Annotated in this window: 22 protein-coding genes; 10 read left to right on the forward strand and 12 right to left on the reverse strand. The window is 44.5% G+C overall.

The annotated features are described in order from the left end of the window. Positions 1 to 193 precede the first annotated feature (193 nt). The 4 genes from FK220_RS15150 to FK220_RS15165 all read left to right on the forward strand — a co-directional run bounded on the left by FK220_RS15150 (position 194) and on the right by FK220_RS15165 (position 4,556). Entirely contained in the window at positions 194 to 913 is a 720-nt protein-coding gene (locus tag FK220_RS15150) for a DUF547 domain-containing protein (RefSeq protein ID WP_152575181.1), read from the forward strand. Positions 914 to 1,057: 144 nt separating this feature from the next. After that, a complete protein-coding gene (locus FK220_RS15155; RefSeq protein WP_152575226.1) occupies positions 1,058 to 1,897 on the forward strand; it encodes a hypothetical protein in 840 nt (279 codons plus the stop codon). Positions 1,898 to 1,943: 46 nt separating this feature from the next. Next, positions 1,944 to 2,945 carry a glycoside hydrolase family 113 gene (locus FK220_RS15160; RefSeq protein WP_152575182.1) on the forward strand — a complete coding sequence of 334 codons (1,002 nt, stop codon included), beginning with the start codon at positions 1,944 to 1,946 and terminating at the stop codon, positions 2,943 to 2,945. Between the two features lie 378 nt (positions 2,946 to 3,323). Next, positions 3,324 to 4,556 (forward strand): POTRA domain-containing protein, encoded by a 1,233-nt coding sequence (locus tag FK220_RS15165; RefSeq protein ID WP_238719042.1) that lies wholly within the window; start codon positions 3,324 to 3,326, stop codon positions 4,554 to 4,556. A 35-nt stretch (positions 4,557 to 4,591) separates the two neighbouring features. Here FK220_RS15165 and FK220_RS15170 read toward each other — a convergent pair whose 3' ends face one another. Continuing rightward, the gene (locus FK220_RS15170; protein ID WP_152575184.1) at positions 4,592 to 5,809 is read right to left on the reverse strand and encodes a serine hydrolase domain-containing protein; all 1,218 of its coding nucleotides are present in this window, start codon (positions 5,807 to 5,809) and stop codon (positions 4,592 to 4,594) included. A gap of 173 nt (positions 5,810 to 5,982) precedes the next feature. Here FK220_RS15170 and FK220_RS15175 point away from each other — a divergent pair, with 173 nt between their 5' ends. Further along, positions 5,983 to 6,432 (forward strand): hypothetical protein, encoded by a 450-nt coding sequence (locus FK220_RS15175; protein WP_152575185.1) that lies wholly within the window; start codon positions 5,983 to 5,985, stop codon positions 6,430 to 6,432. After that, positions 6,417 to 6,959 (forward strand): hypothetical protein, encoded by a 543-nt coding sequence (locus FK220_RS15180; RefSeq protein WP_152575186.1) that lies wholly within the window; start codon positions 6,417 to 6,419, stop codon positions 6,957 to 6,959. Before FK220_RS15175 ends, FK220_RS15180 begins: the two co-directional genes overlap by 16 nt. A gap of 13 nt (positions 6,960 to 6,972) precedes the next feature. Here FK220_RS15180 and FK220_RS15185 read toward each other — a convergent pair whose 3' ends face one another. Genes FK220_RS15185 through FK220_RS15200 form a run of 4 tightly spaced genes read right to left on the reverse strand, consistent with a single transcriptional unit; the run spans position 6,973 to position 10,781 of the window. Further along, positions 6,973 to 9,138 (reverse strand): xanthine dehydrogenase family protein molybdopterin-binding subunit, encoded by a 2,166-nt coding sequence (locus tag FK220_RS15185; RefSeq protein WP_152575187.1) that lies wholly within the window; start codon positions 9,136 to 9,138, stop codon positions 6,973 to 6,975. Continuing rightward, a complete protein-coding gene (locus FK220_RS15190; RefSeq protein ID WP_152575188.1) occupies positions 9,138 to 9,620 on the reverse strand; it encodes a (2Fe-2S)-binding protein in 483 nt (160 codons plus the stop codon). Before FK220_RS15190 ends, FK220_RS15185 begins: the two co-directional genes overlap by 1 nt. Positions 9,621 to 9,640: 20 nt before the next feature. Beyond that, entirely contained in the window at positions 9,641 to 10,255 is a 615-nt protein-coding gene (locus FK220_RS15195; RefSeq protein WP_152575189.1) for a hypothetical protein, read from the reverse strand. A 7-nt stretch (positions 10,256 to 10,262) separates the two neighbouring features. Then, on the reverse strand, positions 10,263 to 10,781 hold the full coding sequence (locus FK220_RS15200; RefSeq protein ID WP_152575190.1) for a TetR/AcrR family transcriptional regulator: 519 nt from the start codon (positions 10,779 to 10,781) through the stop codon (positions 10,263 to 10,265). 192 nt (positions 10,782 to 10,973) lie between these two features. On the opposite strand from FK220_RS15200, the gene FK220_RS15205 reads away from it, so the two are divergent. Beyond that, positions 10,974 to 12,044: an N-acetylmuramoyl-L-alanine amidase family protein gene (locus FK220_RS15205; RefSeq protein ID WP_317168339.1), complete on the forward strand. Its 1,071-nt coding sequence runs from the start codon at positions 10,974 to 10,976 to the stop codon at positions 12,042 to 12,044. On the opposite strand, the gene FK220_RS15210 is transcribed toward FK220_RS15205, so the two are convergent. Both FK220_RS15210 and FK220_RS15215 read right to left on the reverse strand, forming a co-directional pair. Further along, positions 12,041 to 12,910 carry an NAD(P)-dependent oxidoreductase gene (locus FK220_RS15210; protein ID WP_152575191.1) on the reverse strand — a complete coding sequence of 290 codons (870 nt, stop codon included), beginning with the start codon at positions 12,908 to 12,910 and terminating at the stop codon, positions 12,041 to 12,043. The genes FK220_RS15205 and FK220_RS15210 overlap by 4 nt on opposite strands. Positions 12,911 to 13,025: 115 nt before the next feature. Further along, the gene (locus FK220_RS15215; protein WP_152575192.1) at positions 13,026 to 13,892 is read right to left on the reverse strand and encodes a helix-turn-helix domain-containing protein; all 867 of its coding nucleotides are present in this window, start codon (positions 13,890 to 13,892) and stop codon (positions 13,026 to 13,028) included. Positions 13,893 to 13,986: 94 nt separating this feature from the next. Between FK220_RS15215 and FK220_RS15220 the strand changes: the two genes are divergently transcribed. From FK220_RS15220 to FK220_RS15230, 3 genes are all read left to right on the forward strand, one after another. Next, positions 13,987 to 14,145 carry a hypothetical protein gene (locus FK220_RS15220; protein ID WP_166204939.1) on the forward strand — a complete coding sequence of 53 codons (159 nt, stop codon included), beginning with the start codon at positions 13,987 to 13,989 and terminating at the stop codon, positions 14,143 to 14,145. A gap of 437 nt (positions 14,146 to 14,582) precedes the next feature. After that, on the forward strand, positions 14,583 to 15,269 hold the full coding sequence (locus FK220_RS15225; protein ID WP_152575193.1) for a helix-turn-helix transcriptional regulator: 687 nt from the start codon (positions 14,583 to 14,585) through the stop codon (positions 15,267 to 15,269). A 126-nt stretch (positions 15,270 to 15,395) separates the two neighbouring features. Then, positions 15,396 to 15,713 carry a hypothetical protein gene (locus FK220_RS15230; protein ID WP_152575194.1) on the forward strand — a complete coding sequence of 106 codons (318 nt, stop codon included), beginning with the start codon at positions 15,396 to 15,398 and terminating at the stop codon, positions 15,711 to 15,713. A 387-nt stretch (positions 15,714 to 16,100) separates the two neighbouring features. Here the strand turns inward: FK220_RS15230 and FK220_RS15235 are convergent, their stop codons facing one another. The 5 genes from FK220_RS15235 to FK220_RS15255 form a co-directional block, all read right to left on the reverse strand. Next, positions 16,101 to 16,673, reverse strand: coding sequence for a YceI family protein (locus FK220_RS15235; RefSeq protein ID WP_152575195.1), 573 nt, complete (start codon positions 16,671 to 16,673; stop codon positions 16,101 to 16,103). Beyond that, positions 16,670 to 17,167 carry a hypothetical protein gene (locus FK220_RS15240; RefSeq protein ID WP_152575196.1) on the reverse strand — a complete coding sequence of 166 codons (498 nt, stop codon included), beginning with the start codon at positions 17,165 to 17,167 and terminating at the stop codon, positions 16,670 to 16,672. The genes FK220_RS15235 and FK220_RS15240 overlap by 4 nt, the downstream gene beginning before the upstream one ends. Before the next feature lie 119 nt (positions 17,168 to 17,286). After that, complete coding sequence (locus FK220_RS15245) at positions 17,287 to 18,402, reverse strand: helix-turn-helix domain-containing protein (RefSeq protein WP_152575197.1); 1,116 nt, start codon at positions 18,400 to 18,402, stop codon at positions 17,287 to 17,289. Between the two features lie 50 nt (positions 18,403 to 18,452). Beyond that, a complete protein-coding gene (locus FK220_RS15250; protein WP_152575198.1) occupies positions 18,453 to 19,157 on the reverse strand; it encodes a TIGR04283 family arsenosugar biosynthesis glycosyltransferase in 705 nt (234 codons plus the stop codon). Then, positions 19,144 to 19,869: a DUF547 domain-containing protein gene (locus FK220_RS15255; protein WP_152575199.1), complete on the reverse strand. Its 726-nt coding sequence runs from the start codon at positions 19,867 to 19,869 to the stop codon at positions 19,144 to 19,146. The genes FK220_RS15250 and FK220_RS15255 overlap by 14 nt, the downstream gene beginning before the upstream one ends. Positions 19,870 to 19,914: the final 45 nt, after the last annotated feature.

The following is a 19,914-nucleotide window of genomic DNA, read 5'->3' on the forward strand; positions in this document are numbered from 1 at the left end:
CTTAAAATATTCCGTTCAATTTAGAAAGAATTTAAATATGAACCTATTTTGTAAGGTTCTAGCGGTGTTTTCGTACTTGTAACCTACTGATTTTGATAATCTTAAATAATTCATAAAATCGACATTCTTTTGTAGGGTCGATTCAAAAGGTTCGACCTATGCGGCAATTAAACGCTAACGAAAACCAATTGCAATGAGAACTAGGAATCACTTATTTACGATATTTTTTATTGCCATCCTCTCTTTTGGGCAAGCACAGAATACCCCTGAATTTTTTACTCGGACAGATAGTTTTTTAAAGACCCATGTAAGGGACGGACGGGTAGCCTATAAAGATATCAAGGCCGATTCTTCCGACCTGAACGCTTTGTTGGAGATGGCCCAAAATACATCGGTTTCAAAGGAGAAGGCCTCAGAATACCAAGCTTTTTGGATCAATGTGTACAATCTTGCAGTGATCAAAGGTGTCGTCGAGAATTACCCCTTAAAACAACCCTTGGATGTTCCCGGGTTTTTCGATAAGACCGACTATACGGCTGGGGGTACAAGCATTACCCTGAACGATATCGAGAATAAATTGCTCCGAGCTAATTTCCCAAAAGAGCCCCGCTTTCACTTTGTGTTGGTCTGTGCAGGATTGGGTTGTCCGCCGATTATCAATGAAGCATACACTCCTGATAAGTTGGAAGCACAATTAGAGCGACAAACGATTGCCGCCTTGAACAATCCCGCTTTTATTCAAGTGAATAAAAACAAGGTAAAAATTTCCCAGATCTTCGAATGGTATAAAGGTGATTTTGAAAAGGGGGGAAGTGTTACCGACTTCATTAACAAATATAAGACCGAAAAACTTCCTGAAAAAGCGAGGCTATCGTACTATCCGTATGATTGGACTTTGAACGAGGTCGAGTAAAAAAACATCAAAATAAATCGTGAAATTTTCTTTGAAGACCTTGGTGGAGAGAGGCCTCCAGTATTAATAAGTGTCCAACAAAACAATAATACAATGAGATTAATTGGAAATTATGTAATAACCGTAGGAATCTTTTTTGTAACGATGGGCGCTTTTGCCCAAGATGCCGTTCACGACCAACCCCAACCTCAGAAAAGCAACATTCAACAATACACCCCGTCTAAACTGATCGGCAAAGGGCAGGTAGACCTGAAATGGTTTAACAACCTATATACCCAGACCAGGAGTACTTTTTCCGACGCGAGGGAGCCCAGGGAGACCTTCTTCACATCAACATTGGAGGTGTATACGGGTGTTGGACAAAATAAGCGATGGAATGTCGGCGCCATTTTTGAGTTCCGTTCCAACGTCATCAATGATCGCGGTGCGTTGGAGATATTTCGGTTCGATGGTGAAGAAGGCACGGCACGTTCCGGGTTCACCTCCATTGCCCCTTCGGTGAAGTTCGTGCCGATTGCTTCCGTTAGCAACTTCAGTATCCAAAGTTCCTTTTTCTTTCCATTGGTCGATAACGAGGTTGAAAACGACGTATTTTTAGATCAGAATGGTTTTATCTGGCAAAATCGATTCTTTTATGATTACACTTTTCCAGGCGATAAATTTCAGTTATTCACTGAGTTGAATTCAGAGCTTAGTTTTGGGGATGGGGAAAAGAGTTTTGCCAATAATAGCCTTAACTTGACTCCTGGCGTGTTTTTTAGTTATTTCCCTAGTTCAAAGTTTACTGTTCTAGTGCTGGCCCAGCATTCCCAACGAATCGATTTGGGAAATGACTTCCCGCAAGATTTTACCGCTTTGGGCGGCGGCGCAAAATATCAGTTGACCGATGCCCTCAACTTAGAGTTGCTCTATACCAATTTTGTAAGGGGGAGTAATACCGGCCTTGGGCAGACCTTTAATCTGGGTCTGCGCGCTATTTTCTGAATTTTATAAATAAAATAACTTATTTTAGAGTCTTAATTGCAAATGAATGAGGGCTTTAGAATTGTTGTTACTGTGTTTTTTACAAGCTTCATGCACGGGACAGGTTGTGGAAAAAATCAACGGTGTCAGTTTTGTCGCCTCAAGGGAAGAGGCCGTTCAGGCCCATGTTGATGAGGTAATTAAGATACACGCCAACCATGCTGCGGTCATGCCGTTTGGTTTTATAAGGGATATTAGTTCCCCGGAAATCATTTTTGATACCGAAAGACAGTGGTTTGGGGAAACCAGGAAAGGGGCCAAACAGTACATAAGTCTGTTGCAGAAAAACGGTGTCAAGGTAATGATCAAGCCCCAAATCTGGATATGGCGGGGGGAATTCACGGGTACCTTAAAAATGAAATCGGAGGAAGATTGGAAGACTTTGGAGGCCTCCTATGATCAGTTTATTCTTAACTATGCCGAGCTTGCCCAGGAAACCAAGGCCGAACTACTTTGCATTGGTACAGAGCTGGAACAGTTTGTAAAGAACAGGCCTGACTACTGGAAGACGCTCATAAAAAAAATCAGAAAGGTATACGATGGAAAACTGACCTATGCCGCCAATTGGGATGAATTTCCAAGAACCACCTTTTGGGAAGACCTGGATTTTATCGGCATCGATGCCTATTTTCCCTTGTCTGAGGAAAAGACCCCAACCGTAGAGCAACTGAAAAAAGGGTGGCAACCTTGGAAGGAAAAAATTTCCCAACTCGCCAAAACGAAAAATAAACCAGTCTTGTTCACAGAGTTTGGATACCGCAGTATGGATTATACTGCCAAGAAGCCCTGGTTGGTTGATCGCAATGATGAGAACGTCAATTTAGAGGCGCAAGTGAACGCTAAAAAAGCGATTTTCTCCGAATTTTGGAATGAAAAGTGGTTTGCGGGCGGCTACGTTTGGAAATGGTTTATTCAGCACGACAGGTCGGGCGGGGCCGAAGACAATCGGTTTACCCCACAGAACAAACCAGCACAAGAGGTTATTCGGGAATTCTACAAGATGTATTGAGATGGTACGATAGGTTTCCCAATTCTGGGCGCCTGTTTACAGACCGTTGAACTCCAAAGCCATTCAAAAATGGCTGCTACAGATCGGTTTAAGGTGCCGATATCCCAAAATGCTATTTAAGGTATCTACTTGAAAACTTGAGACAGGCCATCAGAAAACATACCCTTTATAAAGTACGAAAGACAGTCCTTGGATTTTCTATAGCATCATCACAAATGTGTGATAAAGAGTGAATCCGTTTTCGGAAATTGATTTTCATCCGAAGCAATCTCGTTTGATCGGCCATCGTGATGTTTTTGTTTATGGTATCCAGTATCTTTGGCCCCGTCAACGAGTCGGATGTCCCCTATGGTTAGAGTTTTTCCATTTTTTGTCTTCATGTGGATATTCACGTTCGGGTTTTCCCAAGAATCCGTTGTCGCCGATGTAAAAATTCAGGGGTTTAAAAGAACTAGGCCTTCCTTCCTAAAAAAAATCGTTGGCCTGCAGCCTGGAATGGTGTTGGACTCTATACTGATGGAAGAAGACATGACCCGTTTAAAGCGATTGCCATCTATATCACATGCCTACTATCAGGTGTTCTCTGCTGACGACGGTCGGCATAGCGTATTCTATACTATTGAGGAAAATTTCACCCTGATTCCTTTTGCCAACCTATTCAGTTCTGCCAACGACGATTTTGCTTTTCGTGCGGGCCTGCAGGAGTTCAACGCCTTCGGCCGTAATATTACCTTGGGAGGTTTTTATCAATTGGATGTATTCAATTCCTACGGGATAAGCATCCGGGCCCCCTATCTATTCGGCAATAAATGGGGGCTGGCGTTGAATTATAATAATTTTACTACCCAGGAACCCGTGTTCTTTGCAGACGACACGGCCGACTATCGTTACAACAACGAGGGTTTCGAGCTTTTGGGGCTCTATGAGCTCAACTTCAAGAACCGTATCGATCTGGGAGGCAGTCTATTTACCGAGGACTATGAATACTTAGCGGGCGCTACCGACCCTGATGTTCCTCAAGCGCTAAAGGTCGACAAGCACTTGATAAAGCTCATTTACAATTTTGATGCTGTATCATACGAGTACCAATACCTATCCGGTTTTCGGAGTTCTTTGAACTTTCAGTACGTAGGTACTTCCAATCAAGTGTTGCCCCCCTTTTTAATCGGATTCAACGATTTTGCCTATTTCCGAAGAATCGGAAAACGGGGCAATTGGGCCACCCGATTGCGTTTAGGCTTGGCAAGCAATATCGACACTCCTTTCGCTCCCTTTACAGTCGATAACAATTTAAACATTCGAGGGGTGGGCAATACCATTGATCGGGGTACGGGTGCCATTGTATTCAACACCGAGTACCGACATACATTGATTGACAAGCACTGGTTTGTATTGCAGGGCAATGCATTCATAGATGGAGGGTCTTGGCGAAATCCGGGAGGGGATTTTAGTGATTTTGGCGATGACCAAAACATCCGTATTTATCCTGGAGTTGGCCTTCGTTTCATGCATAAACGTATTTTCAATGCCATCTTCCGAATCGACTATGGGTATGGTATTACCAAGGATGCCGATCGTGGATTGGTGTTCGGGATCGGTCAGTATTTTTAACTTGACTTTACCGCTGCCGTTGGTTGGGAATTTGTTTATCGCTTCATCAGTTTCCCTGCATTCTGAAATAACGTTGCTCGAATCGCTTTAAAGGCAGACTCAAGCTCTTCATTATCATAGATGGTTTTGTTCATGAAAATGACGATTCCGACGTTCCCCTGCGTAGTAAACAGGGTGTAGCTCATTACACCCGGGTCGGCACCGTTCACGGAAATGTTGTCACCTTCCGGGTTCACCGACCACATAAGACCCTTAGAGGTTTCAAAGCTACCCTTCGGAAAGTTTTTCCCGGTCAATTGATTCTGCATCATCTCTGTATACCAGGTCGTTGACAAGAGACTACTTTCCCCGTTGATTCCTTTGATCATTTCCATCAGATATACGCTGAAGTCGGAGATGTTGGTGAACAGTCCGCCATCGGGATAGGTAATCAACTCGTAATGTGGTATTTTGAGTCCGTTTGATAAATATAAAGAGGCGAGCACATCCTTCGGAACGGCATCGAGCGCCCAAAAGGAATGGCTCATGTTTAAAGGACCGAACAGTATTTGTTTTGTATATTCGGCAAAGTCGGTCAAGGATACTTGCTCTATGATGAACGCCAAGAGCGTAGCACCAATGTTGGTGTAGTGGTATGCAGTGCCGGGAGATACTTCCAAGAAATTCGAACTCTCATACCAAGCCCCTTCCGGGGTATAGATATTTTTTAAAAATTCGGACATGCTTACGGCATGATTGGTTTGGTATATCTCAAAATAGTCGAAGTAATCTTCTGGCAATTCTTCTTTCTTAAAATTAATTGGTCCGTGGAATAAATAGCTTTTCTCTATCAATAGGTCATCTACGCCGTCGGTGAGGCTGGACGTATGGGTGGCTAGCTGTCGAATCGTAATATCGCTCTCGGGAAAGCTCGGGTGTACAACCTTAAACGGAAGGTATTTATTAATGGGGTCATCCAGAGAAATTTTGCCTTCGTCAACCAGTTTCATTAACGAAAAAGCGATGAGGGTCTTGGTGGTCGAACCGATGTTGTGAATCGTCTTGTCCGTGTAGGGAATGCCCTGTTCGACATCGGCAAAGCCAAACCCTTTTTTGTAAAGAATCCGGTCCTTCCCAACAACAGCTACCGCGAATCCGGGAATTTCGGTGGTATCGACGATTTTTTGTAACTGTAGGCCCAAAGAATCAATACCCTGGGCTATAAGCATTTGAAAACAAAGGGTCAACAGTGTCACTAACGGTACTTTCTTCATGGTTGATGTATTACTTTTTATAAGGACGTTTCAAATTGCTCAATGTGACAAAAATAGATTTCTTGGGTTCATGATGGGAAAAAGTGCACTTTTTGGGATACTTTCCTTAGAAACGGATTTTCAAATATTTTGATGGCCATTATGGTATGATTCAAACCAATTGAACCTCAAGATTGGTTGGGAGTCCAAAGAAGAAAACCGCGAAACACGCTTTTTTTGGCATCATCCTACTCATCTTATTTTTTTCATGTTTCAAGAATGAAGGGATTCCTAATCCCGAAACGGGACAGGAACAAGAACAACAAGAATTGGAATCGTTTTCGGACATTTCCATCGATGCCGTCCTCACGACTCCCTTCGGTGACTTGTCTTACCGGGTTTCCTTTCCGTTGGAAAAGGAAGACGAAGCATTGGTAATAATAATCCCAGGGGGAGGTAACGGGTTTGGTGAGGGGCGGGGACGGTTGTTGTCCTACGTTAACTACTATGTTTCGAAAGGATATGTGGTGATACAAGTAGACCATCGGAATGCGGGCAACGATATCGCGAATATCGCCAAACTTCGGGGGAGGAAGTCAATTATCTCTCGGAAGCAATCGAGGAATGCTTGTTGGACTGTATAGGTTTTCAAGGGAAGGTAAATGGCACTAACCAGGGCTATACGGGACATTCGGCCGGTGCTATGGAAGGCTTATTTGCCGCGGGAATGAATACTACCCATGGCAACTACCGCGCCTCGGCCATCAAAGCGGTCTATGCCATGTCGCCTCCGGGATACTCGCCCGACCAGTATGGTATCACCAAGACCCCAAATGGATATAGCTTCATTAAGGACACGGCCATTTTTACGGTTGTTGGGGAACAGAAAAAGAATATGAACGGGCCCAAAACGATCAATAAGGAAAATTGGCGGTTGCAGGGCTACGATCAGATGAACGCGTCCGCACCGCGTTATCAGGTTTTGGTAAAAGGGGACAATACCGGTCATGAGGCTGTTGCCAGACTGAATGAGGGCGTGAAATTGTATAATGGAGCCAATTCCCTCGATTTGTTCGATACCTTCGTCAAGGGTTCAGATCGCAAGGCCGAAATAGGCATCTTGAGCCAACCGGTGACCAACGAACTTGAAATCAAAGTGAAAGGAAATTAGTCCTTCCGAATAGTTAGGCAAGCTTTAAAGGCATCTCCCGTAACCGTTGTCCCGTTAACCGAAATACGGCATTGGCAATCGCCGCCCCGATGGGTCCTAGGGGAGGCTCCCCGACGCCCCCTGGCGCTTCTGCGTTTTGCAAGAGCACTACATCGATTTCCTTTGGGGCGTGTTTCATTAAGGCCATCTCGTAGGGTCCGTAGATGGTGGGTTGCAATTGTCCGTCCGCTACATACATGCGTTCGAATAGCGAGGCACTCATGCCCATAATAATCGCTCCCTCACATTGCGCCTTCACCTGATCGGGGTTCACGACAAGACCGGGATCCATGGCGCAGGTAACCTTATGGACTTTGATTTCATCATCCACAATCGATACTTCCGCCACCTGCGCACAAGGGGTATTCACATCGGTAGAAGCGGCGAAACCCATCGCACGACCAGCAACGATTTGATTGGTCCATCCGGCTTTATCGGCCGCTGCTTTGATTACTTCCTTGAGGCGATAGCCCCGATTATCGTCCTGGATTTGGTCTAAACGAAATTGCACCGGGTCTTTTCCTGCTTTTACGGCCAATTCATCCATAAAGCTTTCAATGGCAAAGGTATTGGCCAGGAGTCCAAGGCTACGCCACCAACTGGTGGCAAAGGGTAGCTTCACCCGCCATGAAATAGCCCGGTAATTAGGAATGGCCCCATATTGGATCATTCCTCCACGCCAAGCACCCAAATCGGCTCCCATAATAGTCTCCAGTATACTGGGCAGCATCGGCGAACCCCAGGCGACATCACCACTGGAAACATTGTGTTCTATGGCTTCAATCAATCCTTTCCCGTTCAATTTGGCCTTTAAGACATGGTGGGTGGGCGGGCGAAAGGTATCGTTCTGGAATTCTTCCTTCCGGGTAAGGAAGCACTTTACCGGCTTTCCGACCGCTCTGGACAATACAGCCGCTTGAATGCCATTTGGGGTGTGCAATCGCCGGCCAAATCCACCCCCTAGAAAGGTGGGTACGATATTCACCTGCTCCTCATCCAACTCCAGTCTTTTGGCGATTTCGTTACGCGTAATCTTCACTACCTGTGTCGACATCATGACGGTGGCCCTATCCTCTTCTACAAAGGCCAAGGCACCATTCGGCTCTAACTGGGCGTGTGCCCCGATGGGACTTTTGAATTCCGAGACGATGAGTTTTTCATCTTCCTTCAATAGTTCTTTTGGGCTCCCTTCCTTTTGAATCACATACGGTTTCCCTTTACCTACTTCGATCATAGCCTCTATGTCTTGGGTCTGCCACACTTTGGGAATATCCCATGTTACAACGATTGCATTCTTGGCATTTTCCGCTTCTAACATGGAGTTGGCGACTACACCGACGAAATCGGCCTCCTTTACAATCTTGACAACGCCGGGCATATTTTCTGCTTTTGAAGTATCGGCATCGATATAGGTGGCTCCGATTACCGTAGGCCGCACCACGGCGCCGTAGAGCATATCGGGCATGGTAGCGTCCATTCCAAAAAGGGGTGTGCCGAACACCTTGTCCCTGAGGTCGACCCGCGAGAAGGGTTTTCCTATGAATTGATAGTCTTTGATATCCTTCAAGGTGGGAGTATCCGGGATATCCCAGTCCACAACATTCGTGGCGGCTTCGGCATAGGTAATCGTTTTATCCCCTCCCGAGATAATACCATCCTTGACCGATAGGGAACCCACGGAAACACCTAGTTTTTGAGCCGCTTCTGCCTTGATCATTTCGCGCATGGTGGCGGCCAATTCCCTAAGCGGTTGCCATAAACTTGACATAGAAGTGCTTCCACCGGTGGCAAAATCGTCCAAATTCCCAGAAGCTGACGGAGCATGGGCTACTTTTATTTGATCCATGGATATCGCCAATTCGTCTGCCGCTACTTGTGCCAAGCCTGTAAAGATGCCTTGGCCCATTTCTACTTTTGGGCTGTAAAGGATGACCTTGTTATCTTTGGTAATCTCGAACCATATAAGGGGGGAATCGGTATTTCCGAGATAGGGCGCTTCGGCGGTATCTACCATTCCTGCGATTTGTCTTCGAATCGTATTACGAAATACATAGGTCCCAATGGCCAGGACACCAAGGGTGCCCAATCCACCCCTAATTAAAAACTTTCGGCGCGATACTTTCTTTTTTTCCTTTGCCATTATTCCATTGTTTTTGAGGTGGTTCTTTGAATTTGCGCCGCGCGATGGATTGCCTTGCGCATTCGGTAGTAGGTGGCACAGCGACATACGTTGATGATGTTTCGATCGATATCGTCATCCGTCGGTTCGGGAATCTTATCGATTAGAGCGGCGGTAGCCATCATAAAACCGGGTTGGCAATAGCCGCATTGGGGTACAATTTCTTCTATCCATGCCTGCTGTACGGGGTGGGGATTCTCTTTGGTTCCCAATCCTTCAATAGTCCTAATTTTCTTTCCCTCGGCAAACTTGACCGCATAGGAACAGGAGCGCACCGCCTCCCCGTCTACATGGAGCGTACAGGCCCCACAGGCCGCTTTGCCACAACCGTATTTGGTGCCCTTGAGATGTAGCATGTCTCGAATGACCCAGAGTAGGGGCGTGTTTTCATCCTTAATTTCAATGGAATGTGGAACTTCATTTACCGAGAAAGATATTTTCATTGTATCAATTTTATGTTCGTTTACTCTTTCGGAATGATGGCCCCGTTTTCGAACCATGCTATTACGGCCGCTTTGTATTCGGCTTCGGAAATCGGTGGTGTTTCCCTTGGGATTCCCTCGTGATCTACACCCGGGTCGAAAGCCCATAGCACCAGCGAATCCTCGGTTAAATGATGGACCAATTCATCATGGGAACGATTTCCGTTTTTGGCCCTGTCGAGCATGGCCTTGGCGATTTCATATTTGTCGAGTCCTTGCCAACCCATTGATTTTGGGGCCAATGACCAATGCGGTGCTCCAGGGACTCCCGAATAGTCGTTGTTTTCCGGCTGGTGACAGGTAGTACATTGGGTAGCGGTGAACCCGAGGTTATCTTCTCCTCGCTTCATTCCGAAATAGTGTGGATGACTATCTTTCCCTTGTTTGGGAATGTTGTCATTTGGATGGCAGTTGATACACCGTTCGTGGGTCAATACCTGCATCATTTTGTCGAAAGGGGTATCCTTTAAAACCTCGTTGTTGGGAATGGTGGTCGATGAATAGCTTGAAACTACGCCGCGGGAATAGATGGCTGTCATAAGAATTCCACCGACCAGAAGAAGGATTATGGGAATACTATGGGGTATGGTTTTCATAAGCCTGTTATTTGAGATATTTCCGTAATATGAATTCTTTTAAACCTTCCTGACTTTTTCTCCCCTCGCGTAAAATTCCGATGGATATACTTTCGATGATATGGTTCAAAACTTCCGCTTCTTTCCTTGCCTGGATATAACCTAAATTGGAAAACGCCCATGTCAATTTTTCGATAAATGGCCGCATTTTATCCTGCTCATAATCGTTTTCCCATTTCAGTTTGAACTGAAGCTTCCAGAACGGATACTCGCTTTCCGGGAGGGCGAAAGGCAGGTCAATACTTTTTTGAATTACCTTTTTTGGATCTGTTTCAATAAGAATGGGTTCGATCAACAGGCGTATTCGCTCTACCGCCTGCTGAACCAAGGCGTTCAATAGACCGTTCTTGTGTTCAAAATGTCTGAATATCAAACCTTCCGAAACGCCTGCTTCTTTTGCTATCTTACTCGTAGAAGTTCCGTTGAAACCATCGTTTGCAAAAAGTTCAAGGGCAACCGCCAATATTTGCTTCTTCTTATCCGTCATTCAAGTGAGTAATCACTTGCTAAGGTATGCTTTTTTAGTCAATGTTGTCTTATAGAGATCGATTGGATTGTTGAATAAATCGTTAACTAATTTTTTATTGTCCCTTCCGCATTCCCCCTTCATTCTTTAATTTTGTATTGAAAATGTCGATTAGGCACTATTTTTGGTTTGCAAAAAAGAAATTGCGCTGGTATGATTTTGAGAATGCTTCCGTCTAGAGGATTATTCGCCGCACTGTTTGTTTTCTTGATGGGTCCGTATTGCCTTTCACAAGATTCCTTGGTGACGGTCACCGCTGAGAAAGGGGATGGTATTCTGTCCCTTTTGCGGAAACAAGGGGCGAATCCATATGAAATGTACGATGACTTTATCGCGATGAATATGGAAAACCTGCGTGACAGCGTGCATCTCTATGAGGGCCGTACCTACAGGATTCCTCTTTCAAAGGTTGATTCGGTCATCGTCGTCGATACGATCGCAAAGAGGTCAAAGGAAATCAAAAAGGTGGTTGGAAAAGAGTTCCCCATCTTTGGGAAAAAGCATGCCGCCGTACTCCCCAGGAGCGAAAAGCTCAAAGGGGCGGTTTATTATTTGGTCTCCGGCCATGGAGGACCAGACCCAGGAGCGATGGCCAATTATGCCGGGACCAAAATTTCGGAGGATGAGTACGCTTATGATATTACCCTACGTCTGGCAAAGGAGCTACTTTCACATGGGGCTACCGTCTATGTTATCATTCGTGATGCCGACGATGGTATCCGGGACGAGCGTATTTTAAAAATAGACCATGATGAAGTGGCCTATGGGGACAAGACCATTCCTTTAAATCAGGTGGCCCGTTTAAGACAGCGCGTTGATATCATCAACGAGCTTCATCGAAAGAACCGGGGCAAGTTTCAACGGTTGATCGTGACCCATGTAGATAGTCGTAGCAAAGGACAGAATATTGATGTGTTCTTTTACCATCATGAAAAGAGCAAGAATGGCAAAAAACTGGCCGAAAGCATTCATAAGACATTCCAAAAAAAGTATAAAAAATACCAACCCAACCGAACATATACGGGTACGTTTGAAGACCGAACCTCGCTCTATTTGGTGAAGAAAACACACCCGGCGATGACCTTTATCGAAATCGGCAACATCCGAAACAAAAAAGATCAACGACGCATTTTGGATCCCGACAACCGACAGGCTTTGGCTAAATGGATTTCTGAGGGGGTTATCCTCGATTTCGAGGGTGGCGAAATAGGACCGATTCGTTAGACGCTACCCTTTTTTAAATATGCGTAAATAGCCGAAAAATCTTTCTCCCCATAACCGTTCTGTTTGGCTAAGGCAAATAGTTCCTTTGAAACATTTAAGGAAGGCATTGCTAAGCCTTGTTCGTAGGCGGTAACGGTTGCCAGATGCAGGTCCTTTTGAAGCCACTGCAACGGAAAGTTTGCTTCATAATCATAGTTTTCGAGCTTGGGCCGTACCATGCTTAAGAATGGGGCGGTCACTGGTACATTCAATAAGACATCGAACAAGGTTTCTCGGGGCAGGTCCATTTCCTCGCCCAATATCATAGCTTCGCTAAAGGCCAACATCGATTGCGCCAATAGCAGGTTGATCAGCATTTTCATATTAGATCCATGGCCCACTTTTCCTAGATGAAGCGTTTTTTTCCCCATGATGTCCAGTAAAGGCTGAATCACTGCAACATCCTGGAGATCGCCCCCGACCAAGAATACCAATTCGCCCTTTTCGGCAGGACCCTTGGTTCCGGCTACGGGGGCGTCGATATAGCGGATGCCTTTTTCGGCTGAAATTATTCCCATCTCTTTGGCAAAGGACGGGTTGATTGTGCTACAGTTGAGCCAAAGTGTGCCCGAAGACATCTTTTCTAGAAATCCATCTGCGCCCAGAGCGGTTTCCCGTACTACTTCGGGAGTAGAGAGCATGGTGATGACGATATCATTGCCCATAGGGACCTCACAGGGTTTAAGTACGGTTTTTGCCCCTTTTTCCTTTAAGTCATGGGTCTTTTTCACTGTACGGTTGAAGATGGTAAGGGTATGTCCGGCTTTTTGAAGATTTAGGGCCATGCGGCTTCCCATGATACCTAATCCGATAAATCCAATATCCATAATTTTAATTTAACTCCCCGAGAGCTCGGGAAACGTGTTGTAAAGGCAAATATCTTCTAGCGAAATCAGAAAAAACCGTTGTAAATGAAAAAAATCGTGATTTTCGGTCAAAAGCTTAGATAAAGGTATTTTCCCGATGTTGTATTTGATATTGTTTAGGGGAGGTCCCGAACTTTTTACGAAAGGCCTTGATGAAGTGGGATGTGTTCCCATAACCCGCCTCGAGAGTAATTTCATTGACTGAAACGGAAGGTTCCCGTAATAGCTTTGCCGCTTTTTTCAACCGTTTGTCAATCAACCACTTTTTGGGTGAAATTTGAAATCGACGTTTAAAATCGCGCTGAAAGGTAGAGATACTTCTGCCTGTTAGATAGGCATAATCCTCGATGTCCAAGGGTTTGTCAAAGTGCTCCTCCATAAACGCGCGAATTTTTTTTCGCCCCCTTATTTTTAACGATTGCAATTGGGCCCTAAAGTCTTTACCCTTACTCGATGAGGCGACAAAATGAAGGAGTTCTACCAGTTTGGCCTTGGTAAATTGATGTTGTTTTCTGCCTCGGTACAGGGTCAGGAGCGTGTCGGTAAACAAACGAAGCTCCTCGTTGTAATCAATGACTATCGTTTCAATCTCTTTCCCGTTTTTAAAAGGAGGGTTTTTTTCCAAAAAAGTATCGGTGACTTCTTCATCAAAAAAGAAAACGACGGCCTCAAAGGCTTGGTCTTTCGGGATGATATCCGAAATCATATAAAGTCCCTTGGGTAGAAAGATCAGCTGGTTTTTCCGAACGATTTGTAGATTGCCCTCAAAGCTCTCGATCCGTAGGGAGCCATTCAGTACTAATGTCAATGCATGGGCCGAGAGGTATCGTTGGTTTTGTACGTCGGTATGCCGTACACTTTTTAGGAGGATGCAGGAAAGTCCGTCGACCATGACTTTCTCAATATGCGGATGCTGGTAAAATGCTTGCGGGACTACTTTCATAAGGAACAAAAATGAGCCTTCTCTATATAAATAAATACCATTTTTTGATTAAAACTAACGTTTTTCGGTCAATTTCCTTTTTTAACCCTTTGGCTTGAGGAATGTTGCGAACCAACGGCCTGTTCTTTTTGGAGGGGTCGCCCAGACAATCGATCACTTTTTCGAAGTATTCGAATTGCTCCGGGAGCAGGTGTCAGGTTTTGATACCGAAGGTAACGGCTTGCTGTTCGTTTACCTTCAATCCTTTACATAAAGATATGCTGGCTTGGATGCCGGCCAAATACCATTATCCTCCAAGGCGTACTCCCTTTTCCGCAATATTAAGATGGGTTGTACCTTTATATTGACCGGCAAGCCCGAACATGCGGTTATGCCGCAACGATGATGGATACAGTAGCTCCAAAAAGAATTCGTGCGGTATTGTCTTTTAATCGATGCTCATGGTTTAAAACCTGACTGGCATCAAACAAGTTGCTTTGACACCCACTACTAAAGGTGTGGGCAGGCCCTCATGACAAGTGTCTAGGGAGGCTTGCGTAGCAATCAAATGAAACTTCCTTTAAATGTTTGGTGTGTTGGTTACCCCTTCACCTGGCTGTGACGGTGAACGAAGGGCCCCAGGGTTGTATACCTTCAAGAGAAAATCTTCTATCTTACCGTTATATTTGTGCATTCTTCAACGTCAAGACCATGAAACGACTCCATCGTTTGACCGCCATATTGACCAAGTTGCAATCGAAGACCTCTTTAAGGGCCAATGAGATGGCCACTGATTTTGACGTAAGTGTTCGTACCATCTATCGTGACTTGGAAGCTTTGTCCGAAGCCGGGGTGCCCATTGGTTATGAAAATAGCGAGGGCTATTTTTTGGTCGATGGCTACCAGTTGCCTCCTATTATGTTTACCGAGGAAGAAGCTCATGCAATGCTGACCGCAAAAAAAATCGTCTCCCAGAATAATGATAGTTCTTTTATCGGCGCCTATGGCAAAGCAATGCAGAAGGTGACGGCGGTGTTGCGCACTTCGCAAAAGAAAGAGCTGCAATTGCTCGAGGAACGTATTAGTCCATCAACGGCCAAAACAATAGAGAAGAGCAGTAGCTCCGTCTCCTTGATCCAGCAGGCCATTGCCAAAAGAACCGTATTACGCTTGCGGTACCGTTCTGGCTCCAAAGGGGAAATAACCGAGCGGGATGTAGAGCCGATGGCGGTCTACTTTACACAGGATCATTGGGTGATGATTGCCTATTGCCGTTTGCGAACGGCATTACGGGAATTTCGTACCGATCGTATCCAATCCGTTATCGAAACCTCCGATTCGTTTCCTCCCAATCAGTTTACCCTTTCCGACTATTTTGAAAAGAATCCAGGTTTTTAAAAACCGTGACATAGGGTTGTCATAGACCCAATTTAGTTTTGTCGGCAAATAACAAAGATGAAACAATTAATAGTCACTACTTTATTGCTCTCTATGGGAGTGGGAAGTGCTCAAAAACAGCAAACTATGACAAATTTAGTATGTATTGAAGTGGTACGTTTTAAAGGAAACCCTGCATTTAGTACCGTACAGGTGCAGGAAGCCATGGCCAAAACGAACGCATACATCAAAGAGTTCGATGGTTTTATCAAAAGAACGATTTCGGTGAACGAGGAAGGTGAATTTTTAGATATTGTTTACTGGGAGAGTATGCAACAGGCTAAAAATGCCGCTATCGAGTTGCAACAAAACCCAAAAATCATGGAGCATTTCAAGGTCATCGATTTTTCAACGGTTACTATGAAACACTTCAATTCTTTTTCGAATTCTTCGAAGCATGAATAAATTTTAAAAGGAACGTTTTTCGGTGGGGTGATTTTTAGACCATCTTCCCTAAGAAGAACTTACTGTTGTCCATACCTTAAGGGATGGCATACGCTCAACGTTTTACGTTTTTTGAGGAATAGTTGGCCACAATAAGCCTTGTTATTGCGGGCATTCCCGAATCTGTTTTATATGGCCATCCACGCTCCGTAGGGAAATCTGAAAAAGGGGGTGCCTTTGAATTTTGGCGAGCAGATTAATTGCAGAAGGTCGATGGGTTCTTCGAAAGAGCCGTCCGAAAAACCTTATCCAGAAAGGTGTTCTAATAGTTGGAAGAATTCGACAAAGACGGTATGGACCAAGTAAGATTTCTTCTTCAAGAGGCATATCTTTTAGATGCTGGTGGCCCTAGTTCTCAAAGACTATGACGCCATTTAATTGAAACTCATCGGCTATCGCATTTTTTTTGATACTCTCAAAAATGCTTGGCGAGTTGTATTCTACACCGTAAAGCGTACGATCTAAAAGATGGTCCAAAGAGAGTTTTATCCCTTCATCAACTTTTTCCAGCTTTACCTTGATGCTTTCTTTCATTGTGGTTTTTTTAATGGTCATGTTTCCCTTTAGTACCACCTCACCTTCTTTGACCGTCACAGGTTCATTTAACACAAAGGTGGCGGTAGGATAAGTTTTTACCTCGAAGAAATCGGATCCCCGCAAATGGGTCTTTAGATTGTTGTTATCATGATCGAGACTTTTCATATCGATGGTGACGGTCAGTTTGGTAATCTGGCCATTTACCACCTTCAAGTTCCCTTTTTTGGCTTTAATGGTGCCCGTTAGCGAATAGGCATCAAAGGCCGCTTTTCCTGTCCATTCAAGGGAGCTTTTTTTCAAATTGAAGGATTGTTCCTGAGCCGTCGTAGTGTAATGTAGCGATAGCAACGTTAGAAACGATAAAAGGAGTAGTTTGGTTCTCATTCTGATCTATTTAAAAGGTTCTCGGTGGTCTCTATTTTTTCATAACCACAGACTTTTTCACCGTTCTTGCCGATTCCGATAAAGTACCAAAGGGCCCAACCGTCGTACAGCTTGCTATCGACCCGCCAATTGTCGGTCCAGGTATAGGGTTGCGACTGTAGCATTACCTGTTTTTTGGTGCCAAAGTCTTTGTCCAGTTGTTTTAACGGATAGGAACGGCGGAGATTCCATTTGCCGTTGTAGAACAGATAGGCCCCGTATTCGATTATTTTCACCTCACTTTCCTTACAAAGAATCGCTGTATTGTGCTTCCAGTAGTATTGCCCATCGATGGCGACGGGATCGATTGTTTTGGGAAAGTTGTTTACTTCGATACCTACCCTTACATTTTGGAGTTTTTCGGGCAATGGCTCATTTGTTGGGGTGCCGTAACGTACTTGCCCAACGGCATTCATTATCGATAATAGGAATACCAAGGTGTAGATCTTTTTCATAATGATGATTGTGTTTATGATGTCACAAATATGAACCGATTAGGCTTTAAAGTCGTCTCAAATGTAGAGTTGAGACCTTTTTGCCGATGGACGACGGTCTCAATTTTGAAATTGAGACGTTATAGCGTCGATTTTAATTGGGTAGGGGATTGGCCCGTACTTTTCTTAACGGCCCGGTTAAAGGAAGCCTTTGAATTAAAGCCAACGTCGAAGGCCAGCCCAAGTAGGGTGTAATCATCGTTTGTTGGGTCTTTAAGCAGTTCTTTTAGGGCTTCGATACGAAAATCATTTACGTAATCGTTGAACTTTTTTCCAAAATGAAGGTTGAGGCATTTGGTAATAAGGTACGATTTTACCTCGAGCTGTTTGGAGAGTTTGGTAAGGCTTAAATCGGGATCCCTGAACAATTGGTCGCGCCTCATGGCTTTTTCCAGCGATTGGGCGATTTCCTCCATCTGAACCTTTTCCTTTCCCGAAAGGGGTTGTCTCACCTTTACGATGATCTCGTTCCTTCGATTAAATCCTTCGATACCCAACCAATATGTGATAATGGCCATTCCTATGAACACCGGATGTGCGTAAAAGAAGTTGCTGGCAAAGTTGAAAAAGAAAAAGTCGATGAGGATGACCACCACATAGATGACCGAAAAAATGCGGAGTGTTAGCAATACGCGATAAAGCCAACGGGTTTTACCGGGAATGATTTCAATGTTTTCCGGCCCGGCTTCATTTTTCAACAGAAACTGTGCCCTATAGGTGTAATAAATGATGAGCGACCCTGCCACAACATACATGGTAGGGTAGAGCATCCATACAACGTAGCCCCAATACCCTAGCCACGAAAGGCTTTCCCGAGTGCCGTCCCAATAAAAATTCTGTGTCTTTATGAAATTACTCCAAGCAAACTCGATACCAACCGGTAAAAAGTGGATCCAATCTTTTCGACCAAGTTTAAAGGTGGGTCGTACGTAACTTTTCACGAAGAAATAGATCAAGGCGCCATAGACCCAATTGTATTCCAATAAGGTGTGGTACCAAAAGTCGTAGCGACCCAAACCAAAAATCTTCAGGGTTTCAACAAGTAGGCGGTATGAAAAAAAGAAAAGGATGGCCGCCAAAAAACGGTTCGCCGTTTTGTTGGGTCCTTTATTGTTCCAGAGGATGAATCCATATACCAATCCCTGAAGGGCACCTATGGCGAGTAGCACTACCAATAAGACTTCAACCGTTTTCACGGTTTTAAAGATAGCCAAGCCAATTCAAAAACAATCGGACAAGTCGATTTTTAGGACACTATTTTCCGTTTGTAGTAGTCTAGGAGTTGTTCCGGTCCGGCCCCTAGATAATTTTTGAGATGTATCATGCCGAAGTGATATTGCAATGAGACCTCACCTCTTTCTTCATACCGACGGGCGGAGGTCTTTACCTTTCGAGGCAAAATTTTGAAAGGGGCCAACCCATAGAGTCTCCCAATAAACTCATTGTCTTCGTATACAAGGTACTGTTCGTTGAAGCCTCCCGATTTTTGAAAGAGGTCCTTAGTGATGAACAAAGACTGATCTCCCCCACGGCACAACTTAATGTTGACACGGGTAAACCATGCGAAAAATTTGAGAAAGCGACTGTCGCTATCGAACTTCATCTGAAAACAGCCTACCTGATGCCCCTTATTTACCGCCTCTAGAATACTTTGGTCAAAATCTTTTGGGGGTAGGGTATCTACGTGGAGAAAGTAGTAGACATCACCCTGTGCATGTTTCGCCCCCGCATTTTGCTGTTTGGCCCTCCCTCTTGCCGACGAAACAACCCTTACTCCCTGTTTTTGAGCGATTTCTACAGTACGGTCGGTACTGCCGCCATCTACGACCAAAATTTCCTTTAGGTTAAAAGATGAACTGTTTTCCCGGAGATAGTTCAAGGTATCCCCGATACACTCCTGCTCATTCAGGACGGGAATGATTATACTTATTGTTGGATTATTTAGCTTCATTCAGGCTCCAATCGTAGTTTCGATAACTGAGTTTCGCGTTTTTATCGATCGTTGTATTCGCATAGTGGTCGATATACTCCAATAGCGAACCGTTTTTGGTAAAGTCTCTTTTGAACCAATTAAAGATTTCCGACAGTACTACGGTATCCGCTTCGATGGTGTTTCGTTTGGGGTCGTTGATGAAATCAATAGCCGCCTGTTCCAATTGTGCATCCATCTTGTCGGCGGTATAGGCCTTGTTCAACAATTTCGGACAGGAATAGGAAGCGCAATTGATGGCAAAATGAATACGAGGCTCGTCCATCTTTCGTAAAATCTTATGCTCAATATCTCCCAACGAGTACGAGTCGTTGCCAATGGGTATAATGTCCTTACCCCAGGGCCTGAAAATATCCTTGATGCTTTTAAGGGGATAATTGTCCAAAATCAGCTGAACGGTCCCGGCATTGTACAGATTGATGTAGTAGGCCAATCGTTCATTCTTATCCGCATTGTTGGCAATCGGATTTTTTGCCAAGCGCTCTAAATAGTTCGCCAACGCTTCTTTATCTGTGACAAAACCTTGGTAATCGACATTTCCTTCAGTGTCCACATGTTTTTGCAATAGCTCATTCCAAGAGGAATGATCTACTGTAGGGACCGTTTGGTCGCCTTTAATGACGATGGGTCCCGAACAACTCAGAAGTAGGGAGAACAAGAGTATGTAATGCATTCCAATTACTTTGAATACTTCTTTTATGATAGTAGGATGTGGTAC

It is taken from the genome of Pelagihabitans pacificus, from assembly GCF_009371985.2.
Lineage (GTDB): Bacteria > Bacteroidota > Bacteroidia > Flavobacteriales > Flavobacteriaceae > Pelagihabitans > Pelagihabitans pacificus.

Coding starts and splice junctions, on each gene's coding strand:
- FK220_RS15165 (WP_238719042.1), top strand. CDS start 3,324: ATGTGGATATTCACGTTCGGGTTTTCCCAAGAATCCGTTGTCGCCGAT.
- FK220_RS15160 (WP_152575182.1), top strand. CDS start 1,944: ATGAGGGCTTTAGAATTGTTGTTACTGTGTTTTTTACAAGCTTCATGC.
- FK220_RS15225 (WP_152575193.1), top strand. CDS start 14,583: ATGAAACGACTCCATCGTTTGACCGCCATATTGACCAAGTTGCAATCG.
- FK220_RS15210 (WP_152575191.1), bottom strand. CDS start 12,910: ATGGATATTGGATTTATCGGATTAGGTATCATGGGAAGCCGCATGGCC.
- FK220_RS15205 (WP_317168339.1), top strand. CDS start 10,974: ATGATTTTGAGAATGCTTCCGTCTAGAGGATTATTCGCCGCACTGTTT.
- FK220_RS15230 (WP_152575194.1), top strand. CDS start 15,396: ATGACAAATTTAGTATGTATTGAAGTGGTACGTTTTAAAGGAAACCCT.
- FK220_RS15170 (WP_152575184.1), bottom strand. CDS start 5,809: ATGAAGAAAGTACCGTTAGTGACACTGTTGACCCTTTGTTTTCAAATG.
- FK220_RS15185 (WP_152575187.1), bottom strand. CDS start 9,138: ATGGCAAAGGAAAAAAAGAAAGTATCGCGCCGAAAGTTTTTAATTAGG.
- FK220_RS15235 (WP_152575195.1), bottom strand. CDS start 16,673: ATGAGAACCAAACTACTCCTTTTATCGTTTCTAACGTTGCTATCGCTA.
- FK220_RS15215 (WP_152575192.1), bottom strand. CDS start 13,892: ATGAAAGTAGTCCCGCAAGCATTTTACCAGCATCCGCATATTGAGAAA.
- FK220_RS15155 (WP_152575226.1), top strand. CDS start 1,058: ATGGGCGCTTTTGCCCAAGATGCCGTTCACGACCAACCCCAACCTCAG.
- FK220_RS15150 (WP_152575181.1), top strand. CDS start 194: ATGAGAACTAGGAATCACTTATTTACGATATTTTTTATTGCCATCCTC.
- FK220_RS15240 (WP_152575196.1), bottom strand. CDS start 17,167: ATGAAAAAGATCTACACCTTGGTATTCCTATTATCGATAATGAATGCC.
- FK220_RS15250 (WP_152575198.1), bottom strand. CDS start 19,157: ATGAAGCTAAATAATCCAACAATAAGTATAATCATTCCCGTCCTGAAT.
- FK220_RS15255 (WP_152575199.1), bottom strand. CDS start 19,869: ATGCATTACATACTCTTGTTCTCCCTACTTCTGAGTTGTTCGGGACCC.
- FK220_RS15195 (WP_152575189.1), bottom strand. CDS start 10,255: ATGAAAACCATACCCCATAGTATTCCCATAATCCTTCTTCTGGTCGGT.
- FK220_RS15200 (WP_152575190.1), bottom strand. CDS start 10,781: ATGACGGATAAGAAGAAGCAAATATTGGCGGTTGCCCTTGAACTTTTT.
- FK220_RS15190 (WP_152575188.1), bottom strand. CDS start 9,620: ATGAAAATATCTTTCTCGGTAAATGAAGTTCCACATTCCATTGAAATT.